This window comes from Nonomuraea sp. NPDC051298 (assembly GCF_055586305.1).
The window spans coordinates 403339-418414 of record NZ_JBVJIM010000005.1; the positions used below are offsets into that span (position 1 = coordinate 403339).

The 15076-nt window shown below is 72.0% G+C and carries 19 protein-coding genes; 12 read left to right on the forward strand and 7 right to left on the reverse strand.

The annotated features are described in order from the left end of the window. Positions 1-133 precede the first annotated feature (133 nt). Both ACZ6S0_RS18840 and ACZ6S0_RS18845 read left to right on the forward strand, forming a co-directional pair. Positions 134-592, forward strand: a complete 459-nt coding sequence (locus tag ACZ6S0_RS18840) for an iron chaperone (protein ID WP_465918914.1) — start codon at positions 134-136, stop codon at positions 590-592. A gap of 103 nt (positions 593-695) precedes the next feature. Next, entirely contained in the window at positions 696-1601 is a 906-nt protein-coding gene (locus ACZ6S0_RS18845) for a hypothetical protein (RefSeq protein ID WP_465918918.1), read from the forward strand. A gap of 21 nt (positions 1602-1622) precedes the next feature. Here the strand turns inward: ACZ6S0_RS18845 and ACZ6S0_RS18850 are convergent, their stop codons facing one another. Together ACZ6S0_RS18850 and ACZ6S0_RS18855 are read right to left on the reverse strand one after the other, a co-directional pair. After that, positions 1623-1979, reverse strand: a complete 357-nt coding sequence (locus tag ACZ6S0_RS18850) for a YbaB/EbfC family nucleoid-associated protein (protein WP_465918920.1) — start codon at positions 1977-1979, stop codon at positions 1623-1625. Next, positions 1979-2359: a hypothetical protein gene (locus ACZ6S0_RS18855; RefSeq protein WP_465918922.1), complete on the reverse strand. Its 381-nt coding sequence runs from the start codon at positions 2357-2359 to the stop codon at positions 1979-1981. The genes ACZ6S0_RS18850 and ACZ6S0_RS18855 overlap by 1 nt, the downstream gene beginning before the upstream one ends. 202 nt (positions 2360-2561) lie before the next feature. Here ACZ6S0_RS18855 and ACZ6S0_RS18860 point away from each other — a divergent pair, with 202 nt between their 5' ends. From ACZ6S0_RS18860 to ACZ6S0_RS18870, 3 genes are all read left to right on the forward strand, one after another. After that, entirely contained in the window at positions 2562-3005 is a 444-nt protein-coding gene (locus ACZ6S0_RS18860) for a DUF6194 family protein (protein WP_465918927.1), read from the forward strand. 66 nt (positions 3006-3071) lie between these two features. Next, positions 3072-3353 (forward strand): hypothetical protein, encoded by a 282-nt coding sequence (locus ACZ6S0_RS18865; protein ID WP_465919319.1) that lies wholly within the window; start codon positions 3072-3074, stop codon positions 3351-3353. After that, entirely contained in the window at positions 3341-4240 is a 900-nt protein-coding gene (locus tag ACZ6S0_RS18870; protein WP_465919306.1) for a nitrilase-related carbon-nitrogen hydrolase, read from the forward strand. Before ACZ6S0_RS18865 ends, ACZ6S0_RS18870 begins: the two co-directional genes overlap by 13 nt. Here the strand turns inward: ACZ6S0_RS18870 and ACZ6S0_RS18875 are convergent. Then, the gene (locus ACZ6S0_RS18875; protein ID WP_465918929.1) at positions 4237-5043 is read right to left on the reverse strand and encodes a hypothetical protein; all 807 of its coding nucleotides are present in this window, start codon (positions 5041-5043) and stop codon (positions 4237-4239) included. The two genes, ACZ6S0_RS18870 and ACZ6S0_RS18875, sit on opposite strands and share 4 nt — an antisense overlap. A gap of 138 nt (positions 5044-5181) precedes the next feature. Here ACZ6S0_RS18875 and ACZ6S0_RS18880 point away from each other — a divergent pair, with 138 nt between their 5' ends. Both ACZ6S0_RS18880 and ACZ6S0_RS18885 read left to right on the forward strand, forming a co-directional pair. Then, positions 5182-6027 carry an SDR family oxidoreductase gene (locus ACZ6S0_RS18880; protein WP_465918932.1) on the forward strand — a complete coding sequence of 282 codons (846 nt, stop codon included), beginning with the start codon at positions 5182-5184 and terminating at the stop codon, positions 6025-6027. Between the two features lie 214 nt (positions 6028-6241). Beyond that, positions 6242-7555: an MFS transporter gene (locus tag ACZ6S0_RS18885; RefSeq protein ID WP_465918934.1), complete on the forward strand. Its 1314-nt coding sequence runs from the start codon at positions 6242-6244 to the stop codon at positions 7553-7555. A 22-nt stretch (positions 7556-7577) separates the two neighbouring features. On the opposite strand, the gene ACZ6S0_RS18890 is transcribed toward ACZ6S0_RS18885, so the two are convergent. Together ACZ6S0_RS18890 and ACZ6S0_RS18895 are read right to left on the reverse strand one after the other, a co-directional pair. After that, the gene (locus tag ACZ6S0_RS18890) at positions 7578-8798 is read right to left on the reverse strand and encodes a sensor histidine kinase (RefSeq protein ID WP_465918938.1); all 1221 of its coding nucleotides are present in this window, start codon (positions 8796-8798) and stop codon (positions 7578-7580) included. After that, a complete protein-coding gene (locus ACZ6S0_RS18895; RefSeq protein WP_465918940.1) occupies positions 8795-9451 on the reverse strand; it encodes a response regulator transcription factor in 657 nt (218 codons plus the stop codon). The genes ACZ6S0_RS18890 and ACZ6S0_RS18895 overlap by 4 nt, the downstream gene beginning before the upstream one ends. A gap of 170 nt (positions 9452-9621) precedes the next feature. Here ACZ6S0_RS18895 and ACZ6S0_RS18900 point away from each other — a divergent pair, with 170 nt between their 5' ends. Genes ACZ6S0_RS18900 through ACZ6S0_RS18915 form a run of 4 tightly spaced genes read left to right on the forward strand, consistent with a single transcriptional unit; the run spans position 9622 to position 13221 of the window. Further along, entirely contained in the window at positions 9622-10149 is a 528-nt protein-coding gene (locus ACZ6S0_RS18900; RefSeq protein WP_465918944.1) for a hypothetical protein, read from the forward strand. Beyond that, positions 10149-11282 carry an efflux RND transporter periplasmic adaptor subunit gene (locus ACZ6S0_RS18905; protein ID WP_465918945.1) on the forward strand — a complete coding sequence of 378 codons (1134 nt, stop codon included), beginning with the start codon at positions 10149-10151 and terminating at the stop codon, positions 11280-11282. Before ACZ6S0_RS18900 ends, ACZ6S0_RS18905 begins: the two co-directional genes overlap by 1 nt. Before the next feature lie 8 nt (positions 11283-11290). After that, positions 11291-12001 carry an ABC transporter ATP-binding protein gene (locus tag ACZ6S0_RS18910; protein WP_465919309.1) on the forward strand — a complete coding sequence of 237 codons (711 nt, stop codon included), beginning with the start codon at positions 11291-11293 and terminating at the stop codon, positions 11999-12001. Beyond that, positions 12001-13221, forward strand: coding sequence for an ABC transporter permease (locus tag ACZ6S0_RS18915; protein ID WP_465918948.1), 1221 nt, complete (start codon positions 12001-12003; stop codon positions 13219-13221). The genes ACZ6S0_RS18910 and ACZ6S0_RS18915 overlap by 1 nt, the downstream gene beginning before the upstream one ends. A 45-nt stretch (positions 13222-13266) precedes the next feature. Here the strand turns inward: ACZ6S0_RS18915 and ACZ6S0_RS18920 are convergent, their stop codons facing one another. Beyond that, a complete protein-coding gene (locus ACZ6S0_RS18920; RefSeq protein ID WP_465918949.1) occupies positions 13267-13935 on the reverse strand; it encodes a TetR/AcrR family transcriptional regulator in 669 nt (222 codons plus the stop codon). A gap of 60 nt (positions 13936-13995) precedes the next feature. Between ACZ6S0_RS18920 and ACZ6S0_RS18925 the strand changes: the two genes are divergently transcribed. After that, entirely contained in the window at positions 13996-14286 is a 291-nt protein-coding gene (locus ACZ6S0_RS18925; RefSeq protein ID WP_465918954.1) for a hypothetical protein, read from the forward strand. A 69-nt stretch (positions 14287-14355) separates the two neighbouring features. Here ACZ6S0_RS18925 and ACZ6S0_RS18930 read toward each other — a convergent pair whose 3' ends face one another. Continuing rightward, positions 14356-14997: a VOC family protein gene (locus tag ACZ6S0_RS18930; protein WP_465918957.1), complete on the reverse strand. Its 642-nt coding sequence runs from the start codon at positions 14995-14997 to the stop codon at positions 14356-14358. Between the last annotated feature and the right edge of the window lie 79 nt (positions 14998-15076).

Consider the following 15076-nt stretch of genomic DNA (forward strand, 5'->3'; position numbering starts at 1 on the left):
CGTCTTTCACCGGGACCGGGCCGGCCGCGGCGGGCGCGATGCGGTTCGCATCGCCGGCGCATAGCGAATGTATCGATCCGGACCCGCATTCTGGTTCTCGTCAGCACGACAACGCCTCAAAGGGAGCGGAACGATGGCCACGAAGACCACCAGGAGCAGCGCCGCGAAGACGTTCGAGGGCTTCTCCGACGAGGAGCGCGCCGCGATGAAGGAGCACGCGAAGGAGCTGAAGACGGCCGCGCGGCGCGGGCCCAAGGCGGACGGGGAGAGTGACGTGCTCGCGAAGATCGCCGAGCTGGAGGAGGCGGACCGCGTCCTCGCCGAACGGGTCCACGCCGTCGTCAGGGCGGCCGCGCCGAGCCTGAAGCCGAAGCTCTGGTACGGCATGCCCGCCTACGCCAACGCCGACGGCAAGATCGTCTGCTTCTTCCAGCCCGCGCCGAAGTTCAAGGCCAGGTACGCCACGCTCGGCTTCAACGACGTCGCCAACCTCGATGAGGGCACCATGTGGCCGACCGCGTACGCGCTGACCACCCTGACCGCCGCCGACGAGGCGCGGATCGCCGCCCTGCTGAAGCAGGCGGTGAGCTGACCGCCACCGATCCGGGGCTGGCGTGGCGTGGGCGAGAGATGGGATGATCGGGTGACTTGACCTTTATGGTGGAAATTGTCCGACGGTGGAGAGGGTCTGCTACGTGAGTCCATCCCCCAAGTACCTGCCGACGATGGGGTTCTCGCTCGCCGCGCTCGGCGTCGCCGGCGTGGTCATGCGGATGCTGTCCGTCGTGTACCCCGACGGCGACCCGGCCAAGGCGCGTGAGGCCGCCCGGTTGCTGCGCCAACTGGCCGACCGGGTGGACGTCAGCCTGGCCGACGTGGAGGAGATCGCGGGCGGGGTGTGGCGACCGCCCAACTCCGGCGCGGGCGTCGACGCCTTCAGGACGTACTTCACCGAGGACCTCGCGCCCTATCCGCCGCTGGTGTCGGCGTACGTCCGGGGGCTGGCCGACGCGGTGGAGGACTACGCCGAGTTGCTGGAGCAGGTGCAGCACTCCCTCAAGACGATGGCCATCATCCAGTGGCTCGAGCTGATGGCGTTCTTCTGCTGGCCGGCGATCGACAAGAAGGTCCAGACGCTGATCAACTGGCAGATGCGCCGGCAGCAGGCGGGGCTGCTGCTCAGGATGTTCAACCACGCCGTGGGCAAGCGGTTCATCTACGCCGTCGGGGGCAGCCTCGCCTACACCCTCGCCGATCAGGCGATCATCGACGGGGTCAAGCTCGCGAGGGGCGAGGACATGGGGTCGTGGGGCGACCGGGCCGAGTACGCGGCGAAGAACTTCGCGGCGGCCCTGGTCTTCTACCACGTCGATCCCGCCAACTTCGGAAAGGCCGCGAACGTGCTGCCGAAGAACGAGGCGGCCTCGAACGCCATCGTGTTCCTGACCGGGTCCACCGTCTTCACCACGACGGCGAACGTGCTCAACCGGCCGGGCGACGTGGTCGACGATCCGGTCAGCCTGCTGCCCACCTGGGACCAGATGCTCGCCAAGCTGGGTGTCGCCGCGGGCCAGGACCAGTTCCGGCGCATGACCCGATAGCGGCTGCCGGTGGGCATGCGGTCAGCGGTCTCGGGTGAAGCGCCCGGTCACGTCGGTGACCGGGGGCAGGCCGTCCGCGAGCATCCCGGCCATCCGCGCGGCCACGTCCGCGGCGGCCTCGCCGGCGGCGGCGAGCACCGCCTCGGCCAGCGCCTCCACGCCGAGCCGCTGGGCCCGCGGGTCGATGCGCAGGCCGCTGAGCGCGCCGTTCGGCAACGTCTCGGCCCGCACCAGGCCGCCGGCCGCCTCGCCGTGGCCGCGGAGGGCGTTCAGGCTCTCCTGCAGCTCCTCCAGCGGCTCGGTCTCGGCCTGGAACTCGGTGAAGAGGCGGCGCATCTCCGCGTCGAGAAAGGAGGCGTCGTCGTCGGGTGCGGGCATCAGGTCTCCTGGGATTCGGGGATGAACTTTCGGTCCGACTTCGAGTACTCGGGCGGGTCGGAGACTCTCGGCAGGGATGCGATGCTCGCCCAGTTCGCGACGTCGAAGCTGGTCCTCATGCCGGCCAGCCGGTCGGCGATCGCGGGGTAGGCGTCGCACTGCGCGGTGACGTACGTCTCGGTCTTCGCCAGCGCGCCGGTGTAGCCCTGGCGGAACGTGTTCCCGGTCTCGTCCGTGCCGGCGAAGTCGCCCAGGGCGGCGATGGCGTCGAGGATCCGGCGGGTGCCCCCGGCCAGGTCCTCGTGCTCGACGATGAGCTCGTCGGCCGCCCTTGTGAAGATGCTCCCGTGGACCTCGGTGATCGGATTCATCGCGGGCATGACGCCTCCTCACTAATTCATGCAATACCTACTCTACCTATAGGATTAATTTACTTTATGGTCGGGGGAAGGGCGTACGGCGGCTCGGGTGCGATGGCCTGCGGTTGAGGCTTTTCGTCCGTTCGATCAGGTGAACGCGGTGAAACCTTCACTGGGCACGTCAATGACACCATTGACATGACCAAGTGAGGGGAGCAGCCGCGTGGACGCCACCGCCATGACCCGCTACATCAGCGAGACCTTCGACCAGGCCCGCAGCACCGAGAGCGCCGGGGACACGTTCTTCACCTATGGCCCGCAGGGCGACCAGTGGCTGCTGTTCGCCACGGTCGTGACCGGCGACACCTACGACTCGGTCTCGGACCTGAGCCGGGAGGGCGCGTACCGGCTCAACCTCGGCCTGACCAAGGCCACCTACACCGCCAGGTTCGGCCGTCCCCCGACGGGGCGGGACGAGCACGGTGTGCTGGAGACGGGCCACGACCACGCCCGCCGCGACACGGTGATGCCGCATCCGCACTACGCCTCCCAGCACTGGGTGTGCGTGGTCGAGCCCTCCGGCACCCTCGACGACGTGCGGGAGCTGCTGGGGGAGGCGTACCGGTTCGCCGAGCGCAAGCACGCCAACCGGGCCTTGCGGGGGTGACCACCCTCGGCGGTTCGGGAGCGTACGGGATGGGGCCGGGAGAACGGCTCTTCCTACCGTGACCGTATGACTCCACGGACTCGCCTGCTCCTGCTCGCCTCCGGCGCCCTCCTCTCCCCCATGGCCGTGCACGGCCGGTGGGAGGTGGCCGGGGCCGCCTGGATCAACCTCATCCTGCTGTTACGGTTCGCCCGGGTCAGCCGGGCCCTGCCCGGCCTGGCCGGAGTGACGCTCGTCACCATGGCGGCCACCACGTACTGGCTCCACGAGAGCGGGCCGGCAACATCGTCAGCTCGCTGGCCGCCACCCAGCACGACAACCTCCCGCTGCTCCAGATCGCCTCCGTGACCGGCGGGTACGGCGTCAGCTTCCTCATCGCCTGGTTCGCCGCCGTCTGCAACCACCTCTGGCAGGACGGGCTCGCCTGGCGGCGGGTGGCGCCCTTCGGGACCGCGCTGGCACTGGTGCTCGTCTTCGGCAGCGTGCGGCTGGCGGTCGCGCCCGTCAACGACTCCCTGCCGGCGGCCACGGAACGGGAGGCGGCCGCCGGGGCCGAGCTGGTGGTGTGGCCGGAGGCGGGCGGCGCGGCGCGGGAGGCGGACAGGCAGCGGCTGATCGACGGGGTCGCCGCCGTCGTGAACGCCGGGATGGTGGTGATCACGAGCGCGCCGCCGTACCTGCGCAACGAGACCGTGCTCGTGGATCCCCGGGGAAAGGCGCTCTGGACGTACGAGAAGGCGCGGCCGGTGCCGGGCATGGACCAGCTCGATCCGGGGGACGGGCGGGTGCCGACCGCCGACACGCCGCTCGGCCGCCTGGCCAACGTCATCTGCTTCGACGCCGACTTCCCCGTCCTCATGCGTCAGGCCGCCGACGTGGACGTGATGACGGACTGGTACGGCTTCGGCGCCGCCCACACCGAGAAGGCCGCCCTGCGCGCCGTGGAGAACGGCTACTCGCTGGTCCGCCAGGCCACCAACGGCCTGTCCGCCGTCTTCGACCCGCAGGGCCGCTCGCTCGCCTCGGCCGGCTACTTCACCACCGGGCAGCAGACCGTGACCGCGTACGTGCCGGTCGCCGGTTCCCCGACCCCGTACGCGCGGGCCGGCGACGTCTTCGCCTGGCTCTGCCTCGGCGGGCCGGCCGCCCTCGCGGCCCTGGCCGGGCGCTCCGGGCGGCGGACGGGCGACCCCTCGACCACCCCGGCCAGGCCCGCCCACCGGGTCGCGATCTAGGCCCTGGGCCGGGGGCGGCGGAGTCCGCGCAGGCGCAGGCGCAGGCCGGTGACCGCGGCGAGCGCGATGACCAGGCCGGTCGCCATCACCGCCCGGCCGTCGGGGCCGGCCAGCCCGCCGGCCCCCGTGTCGACCCCGCCGGACGGCGTCTCCGTGGTGGTGGTCGTGACCGTGGAAGCGGGGTCGTCCGTGGTGCCGGCGTCCTGCGTGCTGTCGTCCGCGTCCTCGGTGGTGTCGTCCGAGGAGTCGTCGGGGGAGGGGCTGGACGAGCCGCCGTCGCCGACGGTGAGGGGGTAGCGGGTCAGGCCGCTCTCGTCCTTGATCTCGCACTCGATCAGCGGTTCCTGGGGACGCAGGCCGAAGTTGACGGCGGCGGCGCGCACCGTGCCGGTGCCGTCCTTCGTGGGCGTGGTCTTCAGGTCGACGGTCGTCTCGGGGATGGGGATGGGCTCGCCGGGGATGACCGTGCCGATGGGGGCGACCCCCGTGGCGGAGGTCAGGCCGGTGATGCCGCTGATGCCCGCGTAGGCGTACATGGTGATGTCGCCCTCCATGCCCGTGGCCGGGGCGATCAGCTCGGCTCCCGTCGAGTACGAGCCGCGCCACCCGATCGTCATCTGCGTCCCCACCGCCGCCTGGCTCGGCACGGTGAGTTCGACGTCGATGCTGACGTCCTGCCTCTCGTTCGTCTCCTTGACCGTGCACTCGTACGCGACGACGGCGGCGGAGACGGCGTGCGCCACGGGGATGGGCACGCACGACAGGACGACAGCGGAGGCTAAGACTGCCAGCGGGACACGCACGACGGCTCTCCTTGGGACGGACGGGGCACAAGAGGAGACGGGGGAGAGGGGTCGCCGGTTGACACCTTCGTCCGGACGATTCGATCAACCCCCGCGGTTCTCGGGGACATGGGCGGCGGTCGAAAATAAGGTATCGGTATGTCCTTCATCGTCACCACGGGCGCGACCGGGCGGCTCGGCGGCCGGATCGCCGCGTTGCTCGACGCCGCAGGAGTGGAGCAGCGGCTCGTCTCACGGCGTGCCGCCGAGCACGCTCCACGGCTCGCCCACGCGGTCGCGGTCAGCGCCGACTACGGAGACCACGCGGCGATGTGCGGGGCACTTCACGGGGCCTCGACCGTGTTGTTCGTGTCGGCCGCCGAGAGCCCCGACCGCCTCGACCGGCACCGCGCCTTCGTCGACGCGGCCCGCGAGGCAGGCGTCACGCACCTCGTGTACGTCTCCTTCCACGGCGCCGCCCCCATGGCCACGTTCACGCTGGCCCGCGACCACTGGGCGACCGAGCAGCACATCCGCGACAGCGGCCTGCCCTTCACGTTCCTGCGCGACAACCTGTACGCCGACTTCCTGCCCGCGCTGGCCGGCGACGACGGCGTGATCCGCGGCCCGGCCGGTCAGGGGAGGGTGGCGGCCGTCGCCCAGGACGACATCGCCGAGGCGGCGGTGGCCGTGCTGCTGCGGCCGGAGGAGCACGTGGGGGCGACGTACGACCTGACCGGGCCGCAGGCGCTGACGCTCGACCAGGTCGCCGCCACGCTGAGCGCGGCGACGGGACGCACGATCACCTACCACCCCGAGACCCTCCAGGAGGCGTACGCGTCCCGCGAACGGTACGGCGCGCCGGAGTGGCAGGTGGAGGCGTGGGTGTCGACCTATCTCGCGATCGCGGCGGGGGAGCTGGAAAAGGTCAGCGACGACATCCCCCGTCTCACCGGGCACCCGGCCACCAGCCTGGCGGAGCTGATCGCGAAAGAGCGGGGATGACGGGCCGGGTGGCCCGGCGGGGTTGAGTCCACGGCGGCGTCACCGGCCCGCGCCGGAGCCGCCGCTCGTCCGGCTCTCGCCGGGGCGGTTCTGTCGGTGAGGTCTGGCAGGGTGGTCGACCTGACCTCTCCGGCTCGCCCACAGCCTCTTGAGCCCGAGCGGCACAGGGTCCACCGAGACCGGGGCAGCGGGCAGGAAAGGGGGTCGGGCCGCCGTGTTCGCGCCGCTCGCCATCCGCGACTTCCGTCGCTACTACCTGGGCCAGACGGCCTCGGCGTTCGGTGACGCGATGACGCCGGTGGCGATGGCGTTCGCGGTCCTGCAGCTCACCGGGTCGGCGGTGGATCTCGGCATCGTCGTGCTCAGCACCCGCCTGCCCATCATCGTGCTCACGCTGGTGGGCGGCGCGGTGGGCGACCTCTTCTCGCGACGCACGGTCATGATCGTGGCCGACCTGGCCCGCTTCTGCGCCCACGGCGCCACGGCGGTGCTGCTGCTCACGGGCACCGCGCAGATCTGGACGCTGGTCGTGCTGCAACTGGTGGCCGGCGCCGGGTCGGCGTTCTTCAACCCGGCGGCCACCGGGCTGGTCCAGTCGCTGGCGGGCAGGCGGCACCTGCAGGAGGCCAACTCGCTGATCTCGCTCTCCAGGAGCGCCGCCTCGATCGTGGCGCTGGGCGCGGCCGGTGCGCTGGTGGCGCTGGTCGGCTCCGGCTGGGCCGTGCTGATCGACGCGCTGACGTTCCTGGTGAGCGCGGCCTGCCTCCGCCTCCTGCCCCGGGGCGTCGCCGACGAGCGGTCACGGGCGAGCGGCGGCCTGCTGGCGAGCATCGGCGGCGGCATCGCCGAGGTGCGCAGACGTTCGTGGCTGTGGGTGTGGATCATCCAGGTGGCCCTCACCAACCTGATCGTGATCTCCCCGATGCTGGTCCTCGGGCCCTACGTGGCCGAACGCCGGCTCGGCGGGGCGCCGGCCTGGGCGGCGATCGGCATCGCGTACGCGGTCGGCGGCCTGGCCGGAGGTCTGCTCGGGGCCCGGTGGCGGCCGAGGCGGCCGATGGTCGCGGCCCTGCTGTTCTTCCTCCTGATGGCGCCGCTGCCCGCGCTGCTCGCCGTGCCCGCCGCGCTGTGGCTGCTGGTGCTCGCGGGGGCGGCGGCGGGCATGCAGCTCGTCGTCCACAACGTCCTCCAGACCACCGTCATCCAGCAGCACGTGCCCGAGCGGTTCGTGGCACGGGTGACGTCGGTGATGATGCTGGGCTCGCTGGTGGCCGCGCCGCTCGGAATGGGGCTTGCCGGTCCGGCGGCGGCGGTGTTCGGGCCGGGGCCCGTCCTGGTCGGGTGTGCCGCCTTCACGGTGCTGTCAACCCTGGTGACGCTGCTGGCGCCGCCGGTGTGGCGCGTCCGCGCCCCCCTCGCCGGGCACGACGCGAGCCCCGCGCAGGACGACACCACCCCGCCGGATCCCGGGCCCACGTCGACCGCCCCGGGTGAGCCGCCCCGCGTGAGTCGGCCCGACCACCACTGAGCACCCCTCTATATACGTGCCCTCACTGGAGGGGAGCGCGCGGTAGCGCCACGGCCACGATGAGGCCGCCGCCCTCACGGGGCCGCGCCCTGACGTCCCCGCCGTGCGCCACCGCCACCGACCGTACGATCGACAGCCCCAGCCCGGCGCTCGTCCCCGTGACCGTCCGCGCGCTCGCCTGCCGGTGGAACGGCTTGAACAGCAGCGGCACGTCGTACGGCGGCACGGGCGGCCCGGTGTTGCTGACCTCCACCTCGACCGTCTCCCCTGACACGATCCGGCTGACGATCCGCACCCATCCGCCGCCGTCGTCGACGTTGTAGCGGATGCCGTTCTCCACCAGGTTGTGCACGAGCCGTTCGAGCAGCAGTGCGTCCCCGGTGGTCGGGGCGGGGCCGGCGACCTCGTACACGGTGACCTTGGCGGCCTCGGCGGGGTCGGCGGACTGCGCGGCCACGTGCGTCACCACGTCGGCCAGGTCGACCGGCGAGCGGTCCGCGATCTCCTGCTCGGACCTGGCCAGCAGCAGCAGGCCGCCGATGAGGCGTTCGTGGCGGGTGTTGATCTCCAGCAGGCTCTCGCCCAGCTCTTTGACGTCGGACGAGGCCGTACGGCGGTGCATGGCCAGCTCGACCAGCGCCCGGTTGAGCGTCAGCGGCGTACGCAGCTCGTGGGAGGCGTTGGCCACGAACCGGCGCTGGCCGTCGAAGGAGTGGTCGAGCCGTTCGACCATGGTGTCGAAGGTGTCGGCCAGGACCTTGACCTCGTCGGCCGGCCCGTTCAGCGCGATGCGTTCGTGCAGCCCGCGCTCGGCCATGGGGGCGGCGGCGATCCTGCGCGCGGTCTCGGTGACCCGGTGCAGCGGCGTCAGCACCCGTCCGGCCACCACCCAGCCCAGCGCCACGGCCCCGCCGCCGACCATGACCAGCGCGATCGCGCCCTGCGTGAGCAGCGAGGTGGTGGCGGCGCCGCGCAGCTCCATCTCCTGCTGCCGCACCCACTCGACGGCCTCTTTCCCGTAGACCGTGACGCCGTCCCGCTGCAGGAAGATCTGCTTGGTCATGCCGGGCTCCGAGCCGAACCGGTCCTCGAAGGTCCGGTTGAGCTGCTGGTTGAACAGCACGTACGTGACCCCGAGCAGCGTCAGGCCCGCGACGAAGAACAGCGCGCCGTACACGAGGGTGAGCCGTAGCCGCAGCGTGGGCCGCGGCCGTCGGAGGAGCGACGGCGACGGGAGTCTCATGTGATCCGGTATCCCACGCCCGCCACGGTCTCCACAACCGGCGGGTCGGCGAGCTTGCGGCGCAGCTTGAGGATGGTGAGCCGGACCACGCCCGTGAACGGGTCCGCGTGCTCGTCCCACGCCTTCTCCAGGAGCTGCTCGGCCGAGACGACGTTGCCGTCCGCCCGCATCAGCTCCGTCAGCACCGCGAACTCCTTCTTCGACAGCGGTACGAACCGCCCGTTCCTGAACACCTCCCTGCGCGCCGGGTCGAGCGTGATCCCGGCCCGCCGCAGCACGGGCGGCACAGCCGGACGTGAGCGCCGGCCCAGCGCCAGCACCCGGGCGGCCAGCTCGGGGAAGTGGAACGGCTTCGGCAGGTAGTCGTCGGCCCCCAGCGACAGGCCGGTCACCCGGTCGTCGGGCTGGGCGGCGGCCGTGAGCATCAGCACCCGCGCGTCGCACGCCGAGGCGACCAGCTCGCGGCACACCTCGTCGCCGTGTACGCGCGGCAGGTCCCGGTCCAGGACGACCACGTCGTAGTCGTTCACCGCGATCCGTTCCAGCGCGGCCGCCCCGTCGTGCGCCAGGTCGACCGCGTGGGTCTCCTCGCGCAGCCACTCGGCGATCGCGCCGGCGAGCATCGGCTCGTCCTCAACCACCAGCACCCGCATGGCGTATCTCAGGCCCTTCCATCCGCTTGTAGAGCCGAGTCTGACCGAGAAGACATTCGCTCCGAATAAACCGCGGACGGAAACGCTGAGGAAACACCCGGCCCTATTGCATCTCACCTCGAACGACCCGAACGGCTCGAACGACGTTCATTCGACGGAGGAGAACACCCATGCGAGGACGAGTCCTCAGCGCGCTGGTCACGACACCGATCGCGCTCACTCTGTTCCTGACCGGCTGCGGCGCGGACGGCGGGGGCGGGGCAGACGTCGCCTCGGTCAGCGGCGGCGGCACCCAGGCCGCGGCCAGCGCCAAGCCGAGCGTGGACCCGAAGGAGCAGTCACTCAAGTTCGCCCAGTGCATGCGCGAGAACGGGGTGGAGGTGCCCGACCCCGACCCGAACGGCAGGGTGATGATGAAGTTCGACGGCAGCGTGCCGCGGGAGAAGGTCGAGGCGGCCCAGGCCGCGTGCAAGGAGTTCGCCCCGAGCGGCCAGATGCAGGGCGGGGGCGACCCCAAGATGGCCGAGAACATGCGCAAGCTCGCCCAGTGCATGCGTGACAACGGCGTCGAGAGCTACCCCGACCCCGAGGGCGGCGTGATGCGCATCACCGGCGACGTCGGCAACGACCCCGACTTCGAGGCCGCGCAGGCGAAGTGCCAGAAGGAGTCCGCTGAGGCCGGTATGGGAGGTTCTTGATGGGGATGGCCACCCTCGACGGAAAGGCGGAGCCGGGGGCCACACCGCCCCGGCAGCGCCGCCGCCGTGGCCGGGGGAAGCTGGTGGCCGGGCTTCTGGTCGTGGTGGCCGCGGCGGGTGGCGCGCTGGTCGCGGTGAACAGCGCGGGCCTGCTCGACGGGAGCGCCGGGCCGACCCAGTCGGCCAGCGCCCTGCCCCCGGCCACGACGCCAGTGACCAGGCAGACACTGAACGAGACCAGGGACGCCGACGGCGAGCTGGGCTACGGCCCGGTGACCACGGCCACGAGCCGGCAGCCCGGCACGATCACCTGGCTGCCCGAGAGCGGCGCGAAGATCACGCGTGGCAAGTCGCTGTACCGGCTGGACAACAAGCCGGTCATGCTCCTGTACGGCGACACGCCCGCCTACCGTGACCTCAAGGTCGGGGTGGAGGGCAAGGACGTCGAGAACCTGGAGCGGAACCTCAGCAAGCTCGGCTACGACGGTTTCACGGTGGACGAGGAGTTCACCTATGACACCGCCGAGGCCGTCATGGAATGGCAGGAGGACCGTGGCCTGGACGAGACCGGTGTGGTCGAGCTGGGCCGGGTGGTCTTCGCCTCGGGTGAGGTCCGGGTGGAGAGCCTCGACTCCGAGAAGGGCCAGCCGGCGCAGCCGGGCCAGAAGGTGCTGACCTACACGGGCACGGCCAAGGTCGTCACCGTGCAGTTGGCGGCCGAGGACCAGCGGGTGGCCAAGAAGGGCGCGAAGGTCGACGTCACGCTGCCGGACGGCAAGAGCGTGAAGGGCAAGGTCACCGAGGTGGCCACGGTCATCGTGCCGGGCGAGGCCCAGAACGCCGACCCGGAGACGCGGGTCGAGGCGCTGGTCTCGATCGGCGACGCCAAGGCGGCCCGTGGGCTGGACAAGGCGTCGGTGGACGTGACGTTCACGGCCTCGCAGCGCAAGGACGTGCTGACCGTGCCGGTCGCGGCGCTGGTGGCGCTGCAGGAGGGCGGGTTCGGCCTGGAGGTCATCGAGGGCGGCAGGTCCCGGTACGTCGCCGTCGAGACGGGGATGTTCTCCGGAGGGCGGGTCGAGGTCTCGGGGGACGGGCTCAGCGAGGGCATGACCGTGGGGATGCCGAAGTGACGTATCCCATGATCGCTCTGTCGGGCGTGTCCAGGACGTACCCGGGTGGGGTGGCGGCGCTGAAGTCGGTGTCGCTGCGCATCGCCCACGGTGAGCTGGTCGCCATCGTGGGCCCGTCCGGGTCGGGCAAGTCGACCATGCTCAACGTGGTCGGCACTCTCGACCGGCCGTCCACCGGCAGCATCCACATCGACGGGTACGACGTCTCGAAGTTGTCCGACAACCAGCTCTCGGCGCTGCGCGCGACCACGATCGGGTTCGTCTTCCAGTCCTTCCATCTCGCGGCGAAGGTCCCGGCGCTGGACAACGTGGCCGACGGCCTCGTCTACACGGGTCTGAGCAGGGCCGAGCGCCGTCGCCGCGCCGCCGCCGCGCTCGAACGGGTGGGCCTGGGGCACCGCATGGACCATGAGCCGCACGAGCTGTCCGGTGGAGAGCGGCAGCGGGTGGCCATCGCCAGGGCGGTGGCGGGCGACCCGCCGCTGCTGCTGGCCGACGAGCCCACCGGCGCCCTCGACTCGGTCTCGGGCACCGGTGTGATGGAGCTGCTGCACGAGCTGAACGCGGCGGGCACGACCATCGTGATCATCACGCACGACCGGGAGATCGCCGCCAGCCTGCCCCGGCAGGTACGCATGCGCGACGGCCAGATCATCTCCGACTCCGCCCTCAGCGAGGAGCCCGAACCCGCGGAGCCCGTGGAATCCGGGGTGGCCTGATGGCGGCCATCGAGGTGCGGCGGCCGAAGCTGTCCCCGGCCAGGATGCGTGCGGGCGACGTGATGCGGGTCGGCGCGGTCGGCCTGCGTACCCGGCCGCTGCGGGCGTTCCTGTCGGCGCTGGGCATCGCCATCGGCATCGCGGCCATGGTCGGCGTGGTCGGGCTCTCGTCGTCCTCGGGCGCCGAGCTGGACCGCCAGCTCTCCGCGCTGGGCACGAACCTGCTCACCGTCGGCTCGGGCACGACGATCCTGGGCGAGGCGGCCAAGATGCCGGTGGACGCCGAGTCGATGATCGAGCGGATCGGGCCCGTCGAGTCGGTCTCGTCGATCGGGAGGGTGGCCGACGCGAAGGTCTACCGCTCCGAGCAGATCCCCGAGGCGCAGACCGGCGGCCTCGTCGCCTACGCCGCCCGCGTCGACCTGCCGGCCACGGTCGGGGCGACCCTCAGCAGCGGCACGTGGCTCAACGCGGCCACCGAACGCTATCCCGCCGCCGTGCTCGGCTGGGCCGCCGCCCAGAGGCTGGGCATCGGGTCGGCGAGCCCCGACACCCAGGTCGTCATCGGCGGCCTCCGTTTCACGGTCGTCGGCGTGCTGAACCCGGTGGCGCTGGCCACGGACCTGGACAGCGGGGTCATGGTGGGCTGGCCGGTGGCTGAGGAACGACTGGGCTTCGACGGGCATCCGACCACGCTGTACACGCGCTCGGAGGAGGCCAAGCTGGAGTCGGTACGCCAGGTGCTGGCCGGCACGGCCAACCCCGAGGCCCCGAACGAGGTGGACGTCTCCCGTCCGTCCGACGCCCTGGCCGCCAAGCAGGCGAGCAGCCAGGCGTTCGCCGGCCTGCTCCTGGGCGTGGGCGCGGTGGCCCTGCTCGTGGGCGGGGTCGGCGTGGCCAACACGATGGTCATCTCGGTCCTGGAACGCCGGGCGGAGATCGGCCTGCGCCGTTCGCTGGGGGCCACCAGGGGGCAGGTCAGGACGCAGTTCCTGGCGGAGTCGCTGCTGCTGTCGGCGATCGGCGGGACCGGCGGCATCCTGCTCGGGTCGGGGGTCACGATGGGGTACGCGTTCTACAGCGGCTGGCCCTCGGTCGTCCCGGTCTGGGCCACGGCGGGCGGCCTGGCGGCGACCCTGGCCATCGGCGCCATCGCCGGACTCTACCCGGCTGTCCGCGCCTCGCGCCTGTCACCGACGGAAGCCCTCTCCACGCCGTGACCGCGAGGCCGGGGGGCGGGCCCGGCCTCACCGGCCTCACCGGCCTCACCCGGAGGCGGCCTCACCGGCGGCCTCACTGGGGGACTCGCCGAGGAGCTGGGCGGCCAGCGTGCGGCCCGCCCACTCCTCGAACCGTTCCTGCGACCACCCCCGCTCCCGCACCAGCAGCAGGTACAGCTCGGGGCTGAGCAGTCCGTAGAGCACGTCGGCGGCCAGCTCCGGCGAGACGTCCCGCCGCGCTCCCGGCTTGGCCATGAGGGAGCCGGCCGCCGCGCTCTGCACCACGTGGCGCGGGTCGGTGTCGCTCGGCCAGAGCGCCGCCACCTCGGGGTCCATGGCCACGGCCGTGTCGAGCACCTTGGCGATCGGGGCGACCCGGGCGAGCACGGCCCGGGTGCCGCGTACGTGCGCCCGCAGGTGCTCTGCGGCCGTCCGCGCCGCCATCGCCTCCTTGAACCAGTCTCGTTCCATGGTCGCCACCGGCTCGTCGTCGCCCGCGACCGTGACGTCGACCAGCTCCTTCAGCAGCGTGCGCTTGTTGCCGAAGACGAAGTAGATCGTCTGCACGGCCACGCCCGCCAGCTCGGCGACGTCCTGCAGGTTCGTGGCGCCGTAGCCGTCGCGGACGAACAGCTCCCCGGCCGCCTTCAGGATCTTCGCCCGGGTCTCCCTGGCCTTCAGCGCGCGCTTGCCCGCCCTCTTGACGTCGCTCATGGTTGTAGTTTAACTCTAGTTAAGGAAGCTAGAAGTCAACTCTAGAGAAGGACTCCAGTCATGGCCTTTCTCCGTGTCGTCCGCTTCACCGCCGACCCCGCCGACGCCGAGCAGGTGCTCGTCCGGCGCGCGGCGCTCATCGACGCCGTACGCGGCCGGTTCCCCGGTCTCACGCAGACCCGGCTGGCCAGGGTCGACGAGAGCACCTGGGTGGACTCCTGGTGCTGGGACTCGCCGGACACCCTGGCGGCCGCCGTCGCCGTCGCGCACGACCTGCCCGAGTCGGGGCCGGCGTTCGCGCTGGTCAAGGACGCGACGAGCGAGGAGGGAGAGATCGTGGACGAGCGCTGAGCCCGGCGGGCGCACAGGCCCTGGAGCGGCCCGCCCCTCCCAGGGCCGCCCCTCCTACGGCCGCCCCTCCTAGGGACGCCAGCGGCGCAGGTTCGTCTCCCGCTCGTACGCCTGCGGGTCCGGATACGTCACCAGCTCCACCGTCGCGCCCCAGGGCGTGCGGCAGTAGACGTACCTGTTGCGCCCGCCCGCTGTGTCGGCCCCTGGGCCCGCCTCCGGTCCCGGCGCGGACACCGGCTCCGACAGCGACGTCCCGCCCGCCTCGATCACCCTCCGCAGCGCCTCGTCCAGGTCGTCCACGTACACGGCGACGTGCTGCCAGCCCAGATCGCACGGCACCACCGCCGGGGCCTGCCGCGGGCCGCCGAACTCGAACAGCTCGATCCCCGGGCCGTTCGGCAGTCGCAGCATGCGTACGGCCACCTCCACCGTCCCCTGCGGCACCCCGAGCCGCCGCTCGGTCGCCCAGCCGCCCTTGGGCCCGTGCTCGCGGGGCAGGGTGTCGTAGAGCACCTCGGCCCCGAAGGCACGGGCGAAGAACTCGGTGGCCGCGTCGAGATCGGGAACGGTCACCCCGACATGGTCGATGCCACGGACGTTCGCGGGCACAGTCGGGGGCACGGCCGGGCGCACACGCCTGGGGCCGGTCGTGGGCAGGGGAGTGAGAGGGGCGGTGGGCGCGGTCATGGGAACGGTGATGGGCGCGGTCATGGGTCGCCTCCTGTTCTGGCCGACGGGGTCGAGCCGGTCACGGGCGGACCGTCGAACGGCAGGTCGCCGGGGCCGACGG